General features: G+C 64.9%; 15 protein-coding genes. 11 read left to right on the top strand and 4 right to left on the bottom strand.

What is annotated here, in order from left to right; translation table 11 throughout:
* Positions 1-32 precede the first annotated feature (32 nt).
* The 9 genes from AOG28_RS14575 (at position 33) to AOG28_RS14535 (ending at position 8,799) form a co-directional block, all read left to right on the top strand.
* Positions 33-419: a sirohydrochlorin chelatase gene (locus AOG28_RS14575; protein WP_054556916.1), complete on the top strand. Its 387-nt coding sequence runs from the start codon at positions 33-35 to the stop codon at positions 417-419.
* A 266-nt stretch (positions 420-685) separates the two neighbouring features.
* Positions 686-1,597 carry a MerR family transcriptional regulator gene (locus tag AOG28_RS14570; RefSeq protein WP_043335996.1) on the top strand — a complete coding sequence of 304 codons (912 nt, stop codon included), beginning with the start codon at positions 686-688 and terminating at the stop codon, positions 1,595-1,597.
* A 49-nt stretch (positions 1,598-1,646) separates the two neighbouring features.
* Complete coding sequence (phrB, locus tag AOG28_RS14565; protein ID WP_054556915.1) at positions 1,647-3,143, top strand: deoxyribodipyrimidine photo-lyase; 1,497 nt, start codon at positions 1,647-1,649, stop codon at positions 3,141-3,143.
* 66 nt (positions 3,144-3,209) lie between these two features.
* Complete coding sequence (locus tag AOG28_RS14560; RefSeq protein WP_054556914.1) at positions 3,210-3,710, top strand: nuclear transport factor 2 family protein; 501 nt, start codon at positions 3,210-3,212, stop codon at positions 3,708-3,710.
* Between the two features lie 185 nt (positions 3,711-3,895).
* Complete coding sequence (locus AOG28_RS14555; protein WP_054556913.1) at positions 3,896-4,720, top strand: SDR family NAD(P)-dependent oxidoreductase; 825 nt, start codon at positions 3,896-3,898, stop codon at positions 4,718-4,720.
* Positions 4,721-4,816: 96 nt separating this feature from the next.
* Positions 4,817-6,163 (top strand): NAD(P)/FAD-dependent oxidoreductase, encoded by a 1,347-nt coding sequence (locus tag AOG28_RS14550; RefSeq protein ID WP_054556912.1) that lies wholly within the window; start codon positions 4,817-4,819, stop codon positions 6,161-6,163.
* Positions 6,160-6,978 carry a DUF1365 domain-containing protein gene (locus AOG28_RS14545; RefSeq protein WP_235507046.1) on the top strand — a complete coding sequence of 273 codons (819 nt, stop codon included), beginning with the start codon at positions 6,160-6,162 and terminating at the stop codon, positions 6,976-6,978. Before AOG28_RS14550 ends, AOG28_RS14545 begins: the two co-directional genes overlap by 4 nt.
* 10 nt (positions 6,979-6,988) lie before the next feature.
* The gene (locus AOG28_RS14540; RefSeq protein WP_054556910.1) at positions 6,989-8,272 is read left to right on the top strand and encodes an SAM-dependent methyltransferase; all 1,284 of its coding nucleotides are present in this window, start codon (positions 6,989-6,991) and stop codon (positions 8,270-8,272) included.
* Between the two features lie 2 nt (positions 8,273-8,274).
* The gene (locus tag AOG28_RS14535) at positions 8,275-8,799 is read left to right on the top strand and encodes a DUF2878 domain-containing protein (protein WP_054556909.1); all 525 of its coding nucleotides are present in this window, start codon (positions 8,275-8,277) and stop codon (positions 8,797-8,799) included.
* A gap of 5 nt (positions 8,800-8,804) precedes the next feature.
* Here the strand turns inward: AOG28_RS14535 and AOG28_RS14530 are convergent, their stop codons facing one another.
* On the bottom strand, positions 8,805-10,643 hold the full coding sequence (locus AOG28_RS14530) for a putative bifunctional diguanylate cyclase/phosphodiesterase (protein WP_054556908.1): 1,839 nt from the start codon (positions 10,641-10,643) through the stop codon (positions 8,805-8,807).
* 297 nt (positions 10,644-10,940) lie between these two features.
* Between AOG28_RS14530 and fabA the strand changes: the two genes are divergently transcribed.
* Together fabA and fabB are read left to right on the top strand one after the other, a co-directional pair.
* Positions 10,941-11,456 (top strand): 3-hydroxyacyl-[acyl-carrier-protein] dehydratase FabA, encoded by a 516-nt coding sequence (fabA, locus tag AOG28_RS14525; protein WP_043334808.1) that lies wholly within the window; start codon positions 10,941-10,943, stop codon positions 11,454-11,456.
* A gap of 13 nt (positions 11,457-11,469) precedes the next feature.
* The gene (gene fabB, locus AOG28_RS14520) at positions 11,470-12,687 is read left to right on the top strand and encodes a beta-ketoacyl-ACP synthase I (RefSeq protein ID WP_043334810.1); all 1,218 of its coding nucleotides are present in this window, start codon (positions 11,470-11,472) and stop codon (positions 12,685-12,687) included.
* Positions 12,688-12,818: 131 nt separating this feature from the next.
* Here the strand turns inward: fabB and AOG28_RS14515 are convergent, their stop codons facing one another.
* From AOG28_RS14515 to AOG28_RS14505, 3 genes are all read right to left on the bottom strand, one after another.
* The gene (locus AOG28_RS14515; protein WP_054556945.1) at positions 12,819-13,538 is read right to left on the bottom strand and encodes a lysophospholipid acyltransferase family protein; all 720 of its coding nucleotides are present in this window, start codon (positions 13,536-13,538) and stop codon (positions 12,819-12,821) included.
* Positions 13,539-13,598: 60 nt separating this feature from the next.
* The gene (locus AOG28_RS14510; RefSeq protein ID WP_054556907.1) at positions 13,599-14,483 is read right to left on the bottom strand and encodes a sugar nucleotide-binding protein; all 885 of its coding nucleotides are present in this window, start codon (positions 14,481-14,483) and stop codon (positions 13,599-13,601) included.
* A 62-nt stretch (positions 14,484-14,545) separates the two neighbouring features.
* Positions 14,546-17,053 carry a bifunctional diguanylate cyclase/phosphodiesterase gene (locus AOG28_RS14505; RefSeq protein ID WP_054556906.1) on the bottom strand — a complete coding sequence of 836 codons (2,508 nt, stop codon included), beginning with the start codon at positions 17,051-17,053 and terminating at the stop codon, positions 14,546-14,548.
* Between the last annotated feature and the right edge of the window lie 146 nt (positions 17,054-17,199).

Genomic DNA, 17,199 nt, shown 5'->3' with positions numbered 1-17,199 from the left:
CCGCGACCCCTCATCGCTCACAGGATAGCTGCATGACTACGTCCACAGATCACGACAACGCCTTGATTCTATTGGCCCATGGGTCACGTGACCCGCGCTGGCGCGAGCCCTTCGAGGCACTGGAAGCCACGCTGGCTTCCCGCCTCAAGCGCCCGACGCGCCTGGCCTATATGGAGCTGTGCGATCCGCTGCTGACCGACACCATCGATGCCCTGGCGGCAGACGGTGCCGCGCGTATCGACATCCTGCCGCTGTTCTTCGCGGCCGGCCGTCATCTGCGTGAAGACGTGCCCGCCATGCTGGATGACTCGCGGCGCCAGCACCCCGACTGCCCCATCAGTCTGCTTGACCCGGTGGGTGCACATCCGGCCTTTGTCGAGGCCTTGATCCAGATTGTGGAGCAACAGGACAACGCCTAGACGGCCGATTTCATGACGGGACCTTCGGCGTCAAAGGCGCTGTGATGCACCTTCAAAACATGCGCACCGGGGATGCGACGCAGCTTGCCTCTTGTCAGGCTCTGGCGGCTGCGCCATCCTGATGCCCACATGTACAGCTAGTGCACAAGATGCATTGCCGGTATCCCACAGCGCCCCAAGTGACGACACTTCAACTTTACCCTGTGTGTCGTCCTCACCTGTGCTTCACCCGGGATGCCTCGTCACCGCCAGAGGTAACACCATTCATGACTGACAAGGCCACGGAAACTGCCAGTTCGCCGCTGTTTCCGATCCGCGAAGTCTCTCGCCTGACCGGCGTCAATTCGGTCACGCTGAGAGCCTGGGAACGCCGCTACGGACTGATCGAGCCCCGCCGTACGCCCAAGGGGCATCGCCTGTATGCCCGCGAGGACATCGAGCGGATCGAACACATCCTGCAGTGGCTCAACCGCGGAGTACCTGTCAGCCAGGTACGCGAGCTGCTCGACCAGCCGCAGCCGGAAAGCACGCCGATGCCGGACGAAGGCAGCTGGAGTGGCCAGCAGCAGCTGGCACTGGCCGCCATCGACGCCCAGGACGAGGCGCGCCTGGCCGAGCTGTACAACCAGAGTCTGGCACTGTACCCGGTCAGCAGCGTGGTCGAGCGCCTGTGGCGTCCGCTGCTCGAGCAGCTCGAGGAGCGCGGCACCGCCACCTTCGGCACCCGCCTGGCCCAGTGCTTCTTCGAGAGCTTCCTGCGTTCGCGCATCGGTGCCCGGCTGGTGTTTGCCAATCAGGAGCGTCACGCCCCGCACATCACGCTGACGCGCCTGCCGGAAGAGCCGGGCCTGAGCTGGCTGCTGCTGTTCGCGCTGGTCGCCAGCGACGCCGGCTATCACGTCAGCCTGCTGGATGGCCCACTGCCGCTGGCGGAGCTGCCGCTGGCCGCAGAGCGCCTGCAGGCACAGGCCGTGGTGCTGGTCGGCACCCAGGCCGAGCGCTCGGATGTCATGCGCCGTCAGTTGCCGCGGGTCGCGGAACAATTGAGCGTGCCGCTGGCCATCGCTGGCCCGGCCGCCCAGATTCGCCAGCAGGAGCTGGTAGACGGGCCCATTGAAGGCCTGGGGGCCGACCCGATTCAGGCGGTCGCTCGCCTGAGGTCCTTGATGGCACGTTGATCGCAGGCTCCTGCTCGGCATTGGTTTCACCGATCGCCAAGGAGCCCCGATGTCATCTGACTCACCATCCGCCTCTTCCCCCGCCTCCGCACCAGCGGGGGCTCCCCTGCAGCTGGTCTGGCTGCGCAGTGATCTGCGCGTACACGACAACACTGCTCTCTCGCAGGCTGCCGCACGCGGCCCGGTCGTGGCCGTCGTCGCCCCCTGCCTGGCGCAGTGGGTCGAGCACGGCCACGGCGCCAACAAGCTCGACTTCCTGCGCCGCGGCCTGCATGTCCTGCAACAGGCGCTCGCCGGCTATCACATCCCGCTCAAGGTGCTCGACTGCGACACCTTCGCCGAGGTGCCCGAGGCGCTGGCCGCGCTGTGCGATCAGCTGGGTGCCCAGGCTCTGCACTTCAATGACGAATATGCCGTCAATGAGCGTGAACGCGATAGGCGCGTGCGCGAGCGCCTTGCCGAGAGCGACGTCCGCCTGCATCGCTACACCGACATGCTGGCCTTCACGCCCGGCGAGCTGCTGACCGGCAAGGGCGATTACTACGGCGTCTTTACGCCCTTCTCCAAGCGCTGGCACAAGGAAGTCGATTCCCGCCGTCTGGCGCTGAACGAGGCACCTGAAGTGCAAGCCACGCCCCGTGACGCCCAGGGGCGCGAGATCCACGGCGATGCCATCCCGCCACTGCCCGAGACGCTCAAGGGCGAGCCGGCGACAGCGCTGGACGCCGAGCTGTGGCCGGCCGGCGAAGAGGCCGCGCAGGAGCGGCTGGAACGCTTTCTGACCTTCCGCGCGCGCCGCTACCACGAGCAGCGCGATATTCCCGCCACCCGTGGCACCAGCGAGCTCTCGCCCTATCTGGCGCTGGGCATGATCTCGGCCCGCCAATGCTACGCCGCCGTACTGGCAGAGAACGGCAGCCTCGCCGATGGCGATGTCGGCCTGACCAGCTGGGTCAACGAGCTGATCTGGCGTGAGTTCTACCAGCACATCCTGGTCGGCTTCCCGCGCGTCAATCGTCACCGCCCCTTCCAGCGCCACACCGAGGCCCTGCAGTGGCGCGATGACGACGCAGGCTTCGCCGCCTGGTGCGAGGGCCGCACCGGCTACCCCATCGTCGATGCCGCCATGCGTCAGCTGGTGCAGACCGGCTGGATGCACAATCGCCTGCGCATGGTGACGGCGATGTTCCTCACCAAGCACCTGCTGATCGACTGGCGGCGCGGCGAGGCCTTCTTCATGACCCATCTCGTCGATGGTGAGCTGGGCGCCAACAATGGTGGCTGGCAATGGGCGGCCTCCACCGGCACCGACGCCGCGCCCTATTTCCGCATCTTCAATCCGACCACCCAGGGCCAGCGCTTCGACAAGGACGGCGAGTTCATCGCGAGCATGGTGCCGGAGCTGGCCGAGCTGCCGGCCAAGCGGCGCCACCAGCCCAGTGCGGATGACTGCCAACAGACGGGCTATCCACGACCGATCGTCGACCACAAGGCCGCCCGCCAGCGGGCGCTGGATACCTTCAAGGCGCTGTCAAAAAGCGAATGACCCCTCAAGCGGCCTGCTGATCTTCAGCAGGCCGCTCTTGTCTCCCGCCCCTTCAGGAGCATTGCCATGCAATCGCTACCCGACGAGATGAGCCCGGCCCTGACTCGGGTATGTCGTCTTTACGAAAAGCTGGACAAAACCTCTACAGAACTGCTCAAATCAGTCTACAGTGACGATATCGTCTTTCGCGACCCCCTGCATGAAGTCCGCGGCCTGACGGCACTCAACGCCTATTTCTCAGGGTTGTACATGAATGTCGCCGCCATCGACTTCGTCTTTCATCACCCGCTGGGGCCGATGCAAGCGCAAGCCGCCGGCCCTGCGGATGAAGGCAATGCGGATGAAGGCAATGAACAGGGACTTGCCTGGCTCAGCTGGACGATGACCTATCGCCATCCCCGTCTGAACGGGGGCAAGGACATCAGCGTGCAGGGTGCCTCACGCCTCGAGTTCCGAGACGGAAAAGTCATCGAACATCGTGACTTCTTCGATGCCGGCGAGCTGCTCTACGAGCAGGTGCCCGTACTGCGCAGCGTGATCGGCCTGCTGAAACGTCGCATGGATTGAGCAGCAAGAGGGCTGAGCCCTGGCGACATCCATACGGACACGCCCGGCGTTCTCTGAGTCAGTGCCATCCAGATCCGCCAGGCCAGGCAGGCCAGGCAGGCAAGGCACAGGTACGCAGACACGCAGGCACACAGGCACACAGACACAGTCAGGCACGCCAGACACATACATGCCAAGGAGGGGAAATGGCCAGTCATGGTTCGAGCACCACATCGACGACCGCATCGACGACCGCAAAGGCTCGCAAACGCATCTGGCTGACCGGCGCCAGCTCCGGCATCGGCGAAGGTCTGGCACGCCGGCTGCTGGCGGATGGCCACCGGGTCGCCCTCAGCGCGCGCTCCGCCGACAAGCTGGAGGCCATCGCAGCCGATGCCGAGCAAGGCCCCGGGGAAGCGCTGGTCGTGACCCTCGACCTCACCGACCGTGAGGCCATCCGCGCGGCGGCCAGCCAGATAGAGGCCAGCTTTGGTGGACTCGACCTTGCACTGCTCAACGCTGGCACCTGCGAATATCTGGATGCACGGGAATTCGAGGCAGACCTGGTCCACCGCGTGTTCGCGACCAATTTCCAGGCCGCCGTGGATGTGATCGAAAGCGCCTTGCCGCTACTGCGCATGGCAGCGGCAGACGGCGGTGAGCGACCGCAGCTGGCAGCAGTCTCCAGTGCCTCGGCCTACCTGCCGTTGCCACGCGCGGAGGCGTATGGCGCCTCCAAGGCCGCGGTGAGCTACTTCCTGGAGTCGCTGCGACTGGACCTCGACAACCAGGGCATCGATGTCAGCGTGATTCACCCCGGCTTCGTCAAGACACCGCTGACCGAGCGCAATGACTTCCCGATGCCGATGCAGGTCACTGTCGACCAGGCGGTCGAGGCGATCGTGGCTGGGCTCGCGCGTCATCGGCTCGACATCCATTTTCCGCGCCGCTTCACGCTGCTGGTCAAGTTGCTGGGCATCCTGCCCGCCCCCTTGCGACGCAGCATCGGTCTACGCATGACCCGCGACTGAGTGCGCGGCAGGCAAGATCGACAATACCTGCCCGCGCCGAATACCCGGCAACGCTTCTGCTCATGACGACATGGTGCGTTCTTCTTCTGGAGTGGCATGAACACGACAACGACCTACGCGACAGCGCCTCTACCCCGCCAGCGCATTGCCGTCATCGGCAGCGGCATCAGCGGCATGTCAGCGGCCTATTACCTGAGTCGCAAGCATGAAGTACATGTCTTCGAGTCAGCCGAGCGCCTGGGCGGCCACACCGCCACCATGGATGTGCAGTGCGCCGATGGCAGCGACTGGGCCATCGACACCGGCTTCATCGTCTTCAATGACCGCACCTACCCGCATTTCCAGCGCCTGCTGGAACGTCTCGACGTGGCCTATCAGCCCACCGAGATGAGCTTCTCGGTGCACACCACCACCGAGGACTTCGAGTACAACGGCCATACCCTGCTGTCGCTGTTCGCCCAGAAACGTAACCTGCTGCGTCCGCGCTTCTATCGCCTGCTGCGCGACATCCTGCGCTTCAACAAGCAGGCTGCCGCCGATCTGGACGACGGCAAGCTCGCCGAGGGCGCGACCCTGGGCAGCTACCTGAATGCCAATGGCTACTCGCAGGTATTCCGTGAGCATTACCTGCTGCCGATGGGCGCGGCGATCTGGTCCGCCAGCATCGCGGATATCGCGCAGTTCCCGCTGCTGTTCTTCGTGCGCTTCTTCCGCCATCACGGCCTGCTGTCGGTCAATGACCGCCCACAGTGGTTCACGCTGGTCGGTGGCTCGCGCACCTATATCGCACCGCTGACCGAGGGCTATGCCGAGCGCATTCGCCTCAACAGCAAGATCACCCGGGTCCTGCGCGACGCCGACGGCGTGACGCTTGAGCATGCCGATGGCCGCCGTGAACGATTCGACCAGGTGGTGATGGCGTGTCATGCACCGCAGGCACTGGCGCTGCTCGGCGATGCCAGCGAGCAGGAGCGCGCGGTGCTGGGAGCGATCACGACCCAGCGCAATGAGGTGGTGATGCATACCGACACCTCACTGCTGCCCAGGCGCAAGGCGGCCTGGGCGAGCTGGAACTACCGCCTCGATGGGCGCGACGACGCCCAGCGGGCCAGCGTCACCTATGACATGAACATCCTGCAACGCCTTGATGAGCGCGAGCACACGCCCCGCGAGACCTTCTGCATCACGCTCAATGACAGCGACGCGATTGATCCCGCTCGGGTACTGGGCCGTTATGCCTATGACCACCCGCGCTTCACGCTGGCCGCCGAAGCCGCCAAGGCGCGCTTCACGCAGATTTCCGGCGCGCAGGCCAAGGAGGACGGCGCGGTGGGCCGCACCCATTTCTGTGGCGCCTGGTGGCGCAACGGCTTTCACGAGGATGGCGTATGGAGTGCGCTGCGGGTCGCCGAGGCACTGGATGCGCGCGAGGCAGACGATTGAAGGCGCCCGCCAGCCGCATCGGCTATGGCACGCTGCGCCACCGTCGCCACGCGCCGCGCCAGCATGCCTTTCGCTATCGCGTCGCCATGGCATGGCTGGCACTGGATGAGCTGCCGACGCTGATGGCCGGCACGCGCCTGGTGAGCGCCAGTCACGCCGCGCCACTGGCCTTTCGCGACAGTGACCATCTGCCGGCCGCAGTCCACGACATTGCCGATGGCCCACTCGAGGAACGGGTGCGCGCCGCCTGCCAGCGTGAGCTTGCCCGCAGTGGTGATCACGCGCCGCTGCCGCAGGGGCGCATCTTTCTGCTGACCCAGCTGCGCCACTTCGGGATCGGCTTCAATCCGATCCGCCTCTATTACCTCTATCACGCCTCAGGCCAGCTGGGCGCCGTGCTCGGTGAGGTGACCAATATCCCCTGGGGGGAGCGCGTGCTGTATGCCGCCCGTACGGACCCGCAGCGTCGCATGCAGGCGGCGCAGTTCGACAAGCGCATGCATGTCTCGCCCTTCATGCCGATGGGCATGCGCTATCACTGGCGCTTCAACGACCCCAGCGCGGATGAGCTGTTGCTGCACATGGAAAACCACCCCCTCACCGGGGATACGGCGCGGAAAGCGCAGCACTCGCTGTTCGATGCCAGCCTGAGCCTGCATCTGGAACCGGCTACCCCGCGCGCCTTTCATCGCCTGCTGCTGCGTTTCCCCTGGATGACGCTCAAGACGGTCGCAGGCATTCATTTCGAGGCGCTGCGTCTGGCGCTCAAGCGCGTGCCGATCTTCGACCATCCGCGCTCGCCGTCTTCATCATGAGGAACTCATCATGAGCCAATTCGAACCCGCTCCCCCCACATTGGCCACGACCCGGGCACCAGCGGACCGCCTGACGCGGCTGCTGCGGCCACGCCTGCTGCGCATGCTCGACAAGCTCGAGGGTGGCAGCCTGACGGTGCTGGAAGGTCGTGAGCGCCACGTGCTGGGCAAGGGCGGCGCGCGCAACGTCACGCTGCGTATCCATGACTCACGCGCCTGGCGGCGCATGGCACTGGGTGGCACCGTCGCGGCGGCGGAGGCCTACATGGATGGCCAGTGGGAGACGGATGATCTGGTCGGGCTGGTGCGCCTGTTCGCCTACAACCTCGAACAGGTCAATGACTCGGTGGACAGCGGGACGTCGCGCCTGTCCAAGTGGGCGCTGAGCGTCGCCTACGCGCTGGCGCGCAATACGCTGGCGGGTTCGAAGCGCAATATCTCGGCGCATTACGATCTCGGCAATGATCTCTTCGAGCTGTTTCTCGATCGCGAGCACCGCATGTATTCCGCGGCGGTGTTCCCCTATCCCGAAGCCAGTCTGGAGGCGGCCTCGACCCACAAGCTGGAGAAGCTGTTCAACCTGCTGGAACTGGGGCCACAGCATCACTTGCTGGAAATCGGCACCGGCTGGGGCGGGCTGGCGATCCATGCCGCAAGAACACGCGGCTGCCGCGTGACCACCACGACCATCTCCGATGAGCAGTACGCCTATACCAGGGCGCGCATCGCCGCGAAAGGGCTGGAGGATCGCATCACGCTGCTCAAGGAAGACTACCGGGCACTGGAAGGTCGCTTCGATCGCATCGTCTCGGTGGAGATGATCGAGGCGGTCGGCCATCAGTATCTGCCGACCTACCTGAAGACCCTCGAGCGCCTGCTCGAACCGGCAGGCCTGATCGCGCTGCAGGCCATCACGATTCGCGATCAGCGCTTCGTGGCCGCCAGCCGCGAGATGGACTTCATCAAGCGCTACATCTTCCCCGGCGGCTTCCTGCCGTCCCATGCGGCGATTCTCACCGCCATGCAGCAGGATACCCAGCTGAACCTGTTGCAGCTCGAGGATATCGGCCTGCACTACGCCGCCACGCTCAAGGCCTGGGGGCAGCGCTTCGAGGCGCGTCTCGGGGAGGTCTATGCGCAGGGCTACGACGAGCGCTTCGTGCGCATGTGGCGTTACTACCTGGCGTACTGCGAGGGGGGCTTCCGCGAGCGCACCATCGGCACCTGTCAGCTGCTGCTGGGGGGGCCGGGGGCGCGTCCGGTACAGGCGGGGCTCCAGGATTGGGACGCCTGAACATGCTGTCCGAGCGCCCTGGAGCACTGCTCAATGCCGGGCTCTTCCAGCTCGGCTGGTTCTGCTGCGTGCTGGGCGGCTCGACGGTCGCCCTGCTGGCCACGCCGCTGATACTGGCCGTGCATCTGTGGCTGATCGTGCCGATGGGTGAGCGCCTGCGCGAGCTGCGCTGGCTGGCCGCCTTCGTGGCGCTGGGCATGGTGGTGGATGGCAGCCTGTCACTGGCCGGTGGCTACACCATCACCTCGGACACGCCTGGTTGGGCGCACTGGCTGCCCCTGCCTGTCTGGATGTGGTGTCTGTGGCCGCTGTTCGCCAGCACGATCCATCATGCACTGCGCTGGTTGTGGCAGCGGCCCTGGCTTGCGGCGGCTTGCGGTGCCATCAGTGCGCCGCTGTCCTATTACGGCGGGGCGCAGCTCGCCAGTGTGACCCTCGCCGACTGGCTGCTACCGGCCCAGGCGCTGATCTGGGCCGGCCTGTGCCTGGGCATCGCACGCCTGCATGGCCATGCCGAGCGCGCCTGAGCGCCTCAGGCGGCCTTGATGGCCAGATTGCCGGCCTCGTAGCCATTGAGTCGCTCGATGACCTCCCCCGCGGGCGCCGGCCGCGAGAAGTAGAACCCCTGGATCCAGCCGCAGCCATTCGATACCAGATATTCACGCTGTTCGGCGGTCTCGACGCCTTCCGCGATCATCTCCATGCCCAAGCCCTTGGCCATCGCCAGCACCGCCATGGTGATGGCGGCATCCGCACGCTCGCCGGGCAGACTGCGGATGAAGGCGCGGTCCAGCTTGAGCTTGTCCACCGGCAGGTCCTTCAGATAGGCGAGTGACGAATAGCCGGTGCCGAAGTCATCCACCGCGATCTGGTGGCCGCGAGCGCGTAATGCCGCCAGGCGTCGTGAGACGTCGCCGGCACGCTCATCCAGCAATACCGATTCCGTCAGCTCCAGCCCGATGGAGCTGGCGGGCACGTCATACTCCATCAGCAGGCCCGCCAGCGAGGCCTCAAAGCCACCCTGGATCAGCTGCAAGGCCGAGACATTGACCCAGATGCACAGGCGGTGACCGGCGCGCCGCCAGCTGGCCTGCTGCTGTACCGCCTCGCGCAGCACCCAATTGCCCAGGCGCAGCATCAGGCCGTGGCGCTCGGCCAGCGGCACGAATTCGGCCGGTGAGATGGCCCCCCGCAGCGGGTGCTTCCAGCGCAACAGCGCCTCGACACTCGCGACCTTGCCGGTGCTGGCGTCGTGCTGACATTGATAGTGCAGCTGCAATTGCCCCTGGCTCTCGATGGCGACCCGCAGGTCATTCGCCAGCCCCAGTTGCAGATCGCCGCCCGCATCCAGTGCGGGCTGGAAGCGCATGTCGGTATTGCGACCATGTCGCTTGGCGGCATACAGGGCGCTTTCCAGGCGCTGCATCAACACATCGGCATCAGCGCCATCCTCCGGGGCGCGGCAGCTGCCGATCGACAGCGCAAGGTGCAGCGCCTGATCGCCGATCTCGAAGGGCTTGGTCAGCACCTGACGCAGCTCATCCACCCAGGCGGTATGCTCGCCCCCCGCCGTGGAGCGCAGAATGACGAACTCGTCGCCGCCGATGCGCCCGACCACACCGCCACGCGCCAGCGCCGTCAGACGCTGGGAGAACTGCTGCAGCAGACGATCGCCCCCTTCCGCGCCCAGGGCATCATTGATGCTCTTGAGCTCATCGATATCGATCAGTGCCAGGTCCATCGCCTCCCCGGCGCGCAGGCCATTGAGGCGACTGACCAGCAGGTCGCCCAGCCGGCGGCGATTGGGCAGGCCCGTCAGGGCGTCTTCCAGCCCCAGACGCTGAAGGTCCTGCTCGCGTGCCTTGTGGCGGGTGATATCGGTAAAGAGAGCGACATGAAAGACGTCGCCGCCCTGCTCGATACGGCGTGCCCGCAGCCACTCGGGGTATTCATCCCCCTGCTTGCGCCGATTCCAGACCTCGCCCTCCCAGTGGCCATTGACCTCGAGCGCCTGGCGATAACGGGCGTGAAACTCCTCGTCATGGCGCCCGGAAGACAGCAGGGAAGGGTTGCGACCAATGATCTCTTCCGGTGCGTAACCGGTGATATGACTGAAGGCAGCGTTCACGGCCAGCACCCGATTGTGGCGATCACTGATCACCAGACCATCACTGCTCAGGTGCACGGCGGCTTCCAGCAGTTGACGATGCAGCAGCTGGCGACGACGCTGGCGCGCGATGTCCAGCCCCGCCAGAACGGCGGGCAGCAACGCGGCAAGACGCAGCTCGAGCCCCGGCAACCAGGGCAGCGCTGTCAAGGCAACGAGCGCCCCGATGATCAGGGGCCGATTGAAGTGGGCTTGCGGCCACATAAGCAGCTCTCGGTGGAAGGGGTCATCGGGGATGATCCTGCATTTGCAGGGGGCGGGCCACTCTCGGCACGGCTCCAGCGGATTGCGACCGATGCCGGCAAAGGGAATCCCGCGCGAATCACACACTAGCTCCTATCGACCACTTTCCCCCCAGCTGTAGGACTTATTTGCACCCGCCCTTGCTGCCCTTTAGTCTGGCCCCCACGTGCATTCAGGGGTGCCAGCCATTAGACTAGCCCCATTCAGGCGCTCAGGTGCCTCGTACGGCATTACCATCCCGCTACTCGGAATGACTCAGTGACCAAGCAACACTCCTTTACTCGCGACGAGCTGCTGGCCTGTGGCCAGGGCGAACTCTTCGGCCCGGGCAATGCGCAACTGCCTGCTCCCAACATGCTGATGCTGGATCGCATCACTCACATCAGTGAGGAAGGCGGTAGCCACGGCAAGGGTCAGCTGATTGCTGAGCTGGATATCTCTCCGGACCTGTGGTTCTTCGACTGCCACTTCCCGGGTGATCCGGTGATGCCGGGCTGCCTGGGCCTCGATGCCATGTGGCAGCTGGTGGGCTTCCACCTCGGCTGGCTGGGCAATCCGGGCCGTGGCCGCGCGCTGGGCTGCGGCGAGGTCAAGTTCTCTGGCCAGGTGCTGCCGACCGCCAAGAAAGTGACCTACACCATCAACATCAAGCGAGTCATCACTCGCAAGCTGATCCTCGGCATCGCCGATGGTACAGTGACAGTTGACGGTCGCGACATCTATCAGGCCAACGACCTGCGCGTCGGTCTGTTCACCTCCACTGCGAACTTCTGAACGGGAGGCTCCCATGCGTAGAGTGGTAGTCACCGGGCTGGGCATTGTTTCCTGCCTGGGCAATGATCGCCAGCAGGTCCTGGAATCGCTCCGCGAAGGACGTTCTGGTATCCGCCGCAAAGAGGAATACGCCGAGCTGGGCTTCCGTAGCCACGTGGCCGGCGTTGTCGACATCAATCTCGAAGACCACATCGATCGCAAGCAATTGCGCTTCATGGGGGATGCTGCGGCCTATGCCTACATCTCCATGGCGCAGGCGATTGCCGATTCCGGTCTCACCGAAGAGCAGGTTTCCCACGAGCGTACCGGCCTGATCGCCGGTTCCGGTGGCGCTTCCTCCGCGAACCAGGTCGAGGCCGCAGACGTGATGCGCGCCAAGGGCCTGCGTCGCGTCGGTCCCTACCGCGTCACTCGCACCATGGGCTCGACCGTCTCTGCCTGTCTGGCCACGCCGTTCAAGATCAAGGGTATCAACTACTCGATCTCCTCGGCCTGTGCCACGTCTGCCCACTGCATCGGTAGCGCCGTGGAACAGATCCAGCTGAACAAGCAGGACATCGTGTTTGCCGGTGGTGGTGAAGAAGAGCACTGGACCCTGTCCTGCCTGTTCGACGCCATGGGCGCCCTGTCCACCAGCTACAACGACACGCCGGAAACCGCGTCGCGTCCGTACGACAAGACCCGTGATGGCTTCGTCATCGCTGGCGGCGGCGGCATGCTGGTGCTCGAGGAGCTGGAACACGCCAAGGCACGCGGCGCGAAGATCTACGCCGAAGTGACCGGCTATGGCGCGACCTCCGATGGCCACGACATGGTGGCACCGTCCGGCGAAGGTGCAGCACGCTGCATGCGTCAGGCGATGGCGACCGTGAATGGCGATATCGACTACATCAACACCCACGGCACCTCGACGCCGGTGGGCGATGTGGCCGAGCTCAAGGCCATCCAGGAAGTCTTCGGCGCCGCCAGTCCGGCAATGAGCTCGACCAAGTCGCTGACGGGTCACTCGCTGGGCGCCACTGGCGTGCAGGAAGCTATCTACTCCATGCTGATGATGGAGAACGACTTCATTGCCGCGTCTGCCAACGTCAGCGAGCTGGATGACCGCGCCGAAGGCCTCGACATCGTCACGACCCGTCGTGATGGCGTCAAGATCGACCGTGTGCTGTCCAACAGCTTCGGCTTCGGTGGCACCAACGCCTGCCTGATTCTGGAACGTTTCCAGGACTGATTCAGCACGCGTTCAGCAGACATGCAGTCTGCAATGTGAGACACAAAAAGGCCGCCCTTCGGGGCGGCCTTTTTGGTGGCTGTCCGGTACTCGCTGGCGGGGACCGGATGCATCAGAAGCGCGACAAACTGTCAGGCGCCGACGCTATCGGCCGCCGCTTCCTCTTCCAGCGGCGGACGCTGGACACTGGAAATTTCCTGCAGCTTGGTCTCGACCCAGGCCTCGACATCGGCGATCACCGCATCCGGCTTGCGCCCCGCCGTCTCGATGGCCGGGCCATAGGCGACATGGATGGTGCCCGGGCGCTTGATCCAGCTGTCATTGGGCCAGATCTCACCGGCATTGTGCGCCACCGGCACCACCGGCACGCCGGCACGGCAGGCAATCGCGGCGCCGGACTTGTTGAACTTCTTGCGCGTCCCCGGCGCGATGCGCGTGCCTTCCGGGAAGATCAGCACGGTAAAGCCGTCCTTGAGGCGCTGGGTACCCACTGACAGCACCTGTTTGAGCGCCTTGGCCGGCTGGGTGCGATCCAGCGGAATCGGCTCCAGCAGTTTCAGCCCCCAGCCGAAGACCGGAATCTTTAGCAGCTCCTGCTTGAGCACGGTGCATAGCGGGCGCTTGGCCACCTGCAGATAGATGGTTTCCCACTCGCTCTGGTGGTTGGCCAGCAGCACGCAGGCCCCCTCAGGCAAGGCGTCACGTCCAGTCACCTGCACCTTCACACCGCAGGTCAGACGGAACCACCACAGCACGATATGGTTGTAGCTATGCAGGACACGGTAGCGCGCCTGTAGCGGAAGGCAGGCCGCCAGCGGCACCAGCACCACGGCGCTGAGCAGCAACGCCATGAAATAACCTACATAAAACAGCACGCTACGCAGCGCATTCACAGGCACAGTCTCCACAGGTCAGATCGAATCAGGGCGAGATGAGCCGGAGGCGCGCTGCGCGATCCAGTCATCCATCAGGCGGGATAGTTCGAGGCGCCACGGCTTCTGATGCACACCGAAGGTGTCCAGCACGCGGCGGCAATTGAGCACACGCCGCAGCGGCGTACCGGAATTGAGGGTCAGCGCCTTGAGCGGGCCTGCGGCCACCGTCTCGCCCAGCCCCTCGAGACGGGTGATCAACTGGGTGCGTACGACACTGACGAAGGCGTAGGTGCTGATGGGCTCGGTGCCGGCCAGATGGTAGGCCCCCCAGGCACCCGCACCGCAGCGCTGTTGCTGGAGCATGCCGATCAACGCCATCGCCACGGCATCGACACTGGTCGGGCACAGGATGACGTCTTCGGCGGCACGCACCTCTTCCCCCGCCAGCAGGCGCTCGATCAGCGTCGGCAGCCAGGCATCACGCCCTTCCGGGCCGAACAGCGGGCCAAGACGCACGATCAGGTGATTGGGCAGCTCGGCACGGATGCGATCACCGGTCGCGATGACGCGGCGCAGCGCCGTATCGATCGGCGAGGGCACCTCGTCCTCGTCGAGCAAGCCTTCGCCGCCCTGCTCGAACATCTGATCTGCCACGCACCACACCAGCGGTGTGCCGGTCTCGATGCAGGCGGCCAGCACTTGCTCCACCGCCTCGGCATGCGCCATCACCTCGGCAGGTGCGGAATCGGCCGGGCGTGCGAACGGCGGCACGATGACGACATCCGCCTGGCTGGCGCGGATGTCATCGGCACCAATACGGTCAGACTCGACGGCGTTGAGCTCAAGATCGGCGCGCGTACCGGCCGCACGAATCAGACCCAGGCCAAGACAATGCCCGGCATCTAGCAGCAAGAGTTTCACAGGCAGGCTCCAGCAAACAGGCGCATCGCCGCAAGAGGCGACGATGCAAAGGTGTCATTCTATCAACCTTGCAGACTGGCTGCAGGCCCGTTGTTGCGTGGAATGATGGGGATCAAAGGGGCGCCGATCGGGTGAGGGCGACCGATGCCGTAGCCTTGCACGAAGTCGACACCGATCAGCTCGAGGGCGGGGATCAGCTCAAGACGCTCGACATATTCCGCCACCGTGATGATGCCCATCTGGGCACAGATGCCACAGATGGCGGAGACGATGGCGGCGTCGAGGCTATCGCGAGTCAGGTTGCGCACGAAGGCGCCGTCGATCTTGAGCTGGTTGACCGGCAGCTCCTTGAGGTAGGCAAAGGACGACATGCCACTGCCGAAGTCATCCAGGGCGAAGCTGCAGCCGAGCCGGCGCATGCTGTAGATGAACTCGCGCGCCTGGGCCAGATTGCTGATGGCCGCCGTCTCGGTGATCTCGAAGCACAGCCGCTGTGGCATGACGGAGCTTTGCGTGACCAGCGCCGCCAGCTGATCGCGCATGCGCAGGTCACCCATGCTCTGACCGGAGAGGTTGATCGCCAGCACGGCATCCGATTCGATGCGGCCATCATCGGACTCCAGCACCTGCAGCGCCTGGGTGACGACCCAGATATCAATCTCGGGCATCAGGCCGAATCGCTCCGCCGTCGCCATGAAGTGCGCCGGGGCCAGGTGCTCGCCCGCGTCGTTGACGTAGCGCAGCAGCACCTCATAGTAGGGCTTGCTGGTGGCATCACTCAGCGAGCGGATCGGCTGGATGTAAAGCGTGAAGCGATCATTCTCCAGCGCCTCGTGCAGCAGCGGCAGCCATTGCACCTCGCGCTGGGCGCGCTCGAATCCCGCATCTCCGTCATGGTAGGCATGCACCTGATTGCGCCCGCTCTGCTTGGCCATGTAGCAGGCCCCATCCGCCTGACGCAGGACTTCGGAGGCCTGGACACCACTTTCGACCGGCGCGACCCCGATACTGACGCCCAACTGGAATGGCCGCCCCTCATCGTAGTAGCGATAGGCACTGACGGCTGCGCACAGCGCTTCGGCACGCTCGATGGCCTGCTCGCGAGAACAGCGATAGAGCAGCACGGCGAATTCATCGCCCCCCAGGCGTGCCAGTACATCCGTTTCCCGCACATGGGCTCGCATCAGCGCGGAGAGCTCGCGCAATACGGTGTCTCCGGCCGCGTGACCGCAGGTGTCGTTGACCACCTTGAAGAAGTCGAGATCCAGGTACAGCAGCTGGTGAAAGCCGCCATCGGCCAGCGCCGCGGTGAGAGCGTCATCGAAGGCGGTGCGATTGTGCAGGCCGGTCAGACTGTCGTGATGCGCCTGGAAGTTGAGGCGCCGAATCATGGCCTGGCGATAGCTGATGTCGCGGAAGACCAGTACGGCCCCCTCGACATCCCCATTGCGACGCCGCACGGGCGAGGCCTTGAGCTCCACGGCACATTCACTGCCATCACGTGCCACCAGCAGCGTCTGGCTGGACATGTGCACCACTTCGCCACGCTGCAAGACCCCTTCCAGCTGGCTGGCAACCGACTGCAACGTACCTTCATGGCGCAGCTGCAAGATGCGCACCCAGGGACGACCGCGGGCCAACGACGGGTCCCAGCCACACAGTTCGGCAGCGATGGGATTGATGTGCTGGATATGGCCCTCGTGATCAAGGCTGATCACTCCTTCATCGATGGAATCCAGCATGACCGCCACCTGATCGCGCTCATGACGCAGCTCCCGGGTCCGATACTCCAGCAGGCCATCCAGACGCGAGCGGTAATGGCGACTGCGACGCATGCGCTGCTCGGCACTGATGGCCAGGAGTGCCAGCCCCAGCACGGCCAGGGTCGCGATCGCGATGGCCAGGGCCAGCCACAGATTCTGCCCGGAGTTCATGCCCGCCCCGGCGGGAGAGATGATGGGCGTGGTCAGCGGCATCATCTCCATCGCCGCCATGCCGATGTAATGCATGCCGGCGATCGCAAGTCCCATCGCGCCGGCCGCCAGGGCCTGATAGATGCGATTGGGGCGGCGCTGGCGCAAGAAGAAGCCTCCCAGCCACAAGGCCGCCGTCGCGGCCACCACCGCCACCACGATGGACACCGCGAACAGCAGCGGGTCATAGCGGTATGGCATGTGCATCTGCATCGCCGCCATGCCGGTATAGTGCATCGTGGCGATGCCGCCGCCCATGATGGTCCCGCTCGTCATCAACAGCATCGGCGTCAGGCGTGGCAACGTATTCACCCAGAGCGCCAGCCCCGAGGCCAGCATCGCGATCAGCACCGACAACGCCGTCAGGCCGGGCGCATAGGTGACCGAAGCCGGGCTTTCATATGCCAGCATGCCGATGAAATGCATGGCCCAGACACCCAGCCCCATCGCCACGGCTCCGCCCACCAGCCAGCCGAGGCTGGTGGCGCGCGAAGGGGCCAGCGCGACCTGACGAATCAGCTGCAGCGCTGCATGTGAAGCCAGCACGGCGACCACGATTGACAGGGCGACCAGTGGGTAGGAATAACTGCCATGCATGAATAACCTCAATCATCAGGGGCATGCCACAGTCGGCAAGATAGGGGCGGAAATCCGACAACGGCGTCATGTCGCCAGCACCCTCTCTGGAGTACCACGACAGGCTTCTCAGGCCATGGATTGCCACCCGACAACACTGGCAGTCC

Source organism: Cobetia sp. UCD-24C, from assembly GCF_001306765.1.
GTDB lineage: Bacteria > Pseudomonadota > Gammaproteobacteria > Pseudomonadales > Halomonadaceae > Cobetia > Cobetia amphilecti.
This window is presented reverse-complemented; position numbering and strand designations above follow the sequence as displayed.

Excerpts from the sequence above, each read along its gene's own strand:
- AOG28_RS14575 (WP_054556916.1), top strand. The coding sequence starts at position 33 with ATGACTACGTCCACAGATCACGACAACGCCTTGATTCTATTGGCCCAT.
- AOG28_RS14570 (WP_043335996.1), top strand. The coding sequence starts at position 686 with ATGACTGACAAGGCCACGGAAACTGCCAGTTCGCCGCTGTTTCCGATC.
- phrB (WP_054556915.1), top strand. The coding sequence starts at position 1,647 with ATGTCATCTGACTCACCATCCGCCTCTTCCCCCGCCTCCGCACCAGCG.
- AOG28_RS14560 (WP_054556914.1), top strand. The coding sequence starts at position 3,210 with ATGCAATCGCTACCCGACGAGATGAGCCCGGCCCTGACTCGGGTATGT.
- AOG28_RS14555 (WP_054556913.1), top strand. The coding sequence starts at position 3,896 with ATGGCCAGTCATGGTTCGAGCACCACATCGACGACCGCATCGACGACC.
- AOG28_RS14550 (WP_054556912.1), top strand. The coding sequence starts at position 4,817 with ATGAACACGACAACGACCTACGCGACAGCGCCTCTACCCCGCCAGCGC.
- AOG28_RS14540 (WP_054556910.1), top strand. The coding sequence starts at position 6,989 with ATGAGCCAATTCGAACCCGCTCCCCCCACATTGGCCACGACCCGGGCA.
- AOG28_RS14535 (WP_054556909.1), top strand. The coding sequence starts at position 8,275 with ATGCTGTCCGAGCGCCCTGGAGCACTGCTCAATGCCGGGCTCTTCCAG.
- AOG28_RS14530 (WP_054556908.1), bottom strand. The coding sequence starts at position 10,643 with ATGTGGCCGCAAGCCCACTTCAATCGGCCCCTGATCATCGGGGCGCTC.
- fabB (WP_043334810.1), top strand. The coding sequence starts at position 11,470 with ATGCGTAGAGTGGTAGTCACCGGGCTGGGCATTGTTTCCTGCCTGGGC.
- AOG28_RS14515 (WP_054556945.1), bottom strand. The coding sequence starts at position 13,538 with ATGGCGTTGCTGCTCAGCGCCGTGGTGCTGGTGCCGCTGGCGGCCTGC.
- AOG28_RS14505 (WP_054556906.1), bottom strand. The coding sequence starts at position 17,053 with ATGCATGGCAGTTATTCCTACCCACTGGTCGCCCTGTCAATCGTGGTC.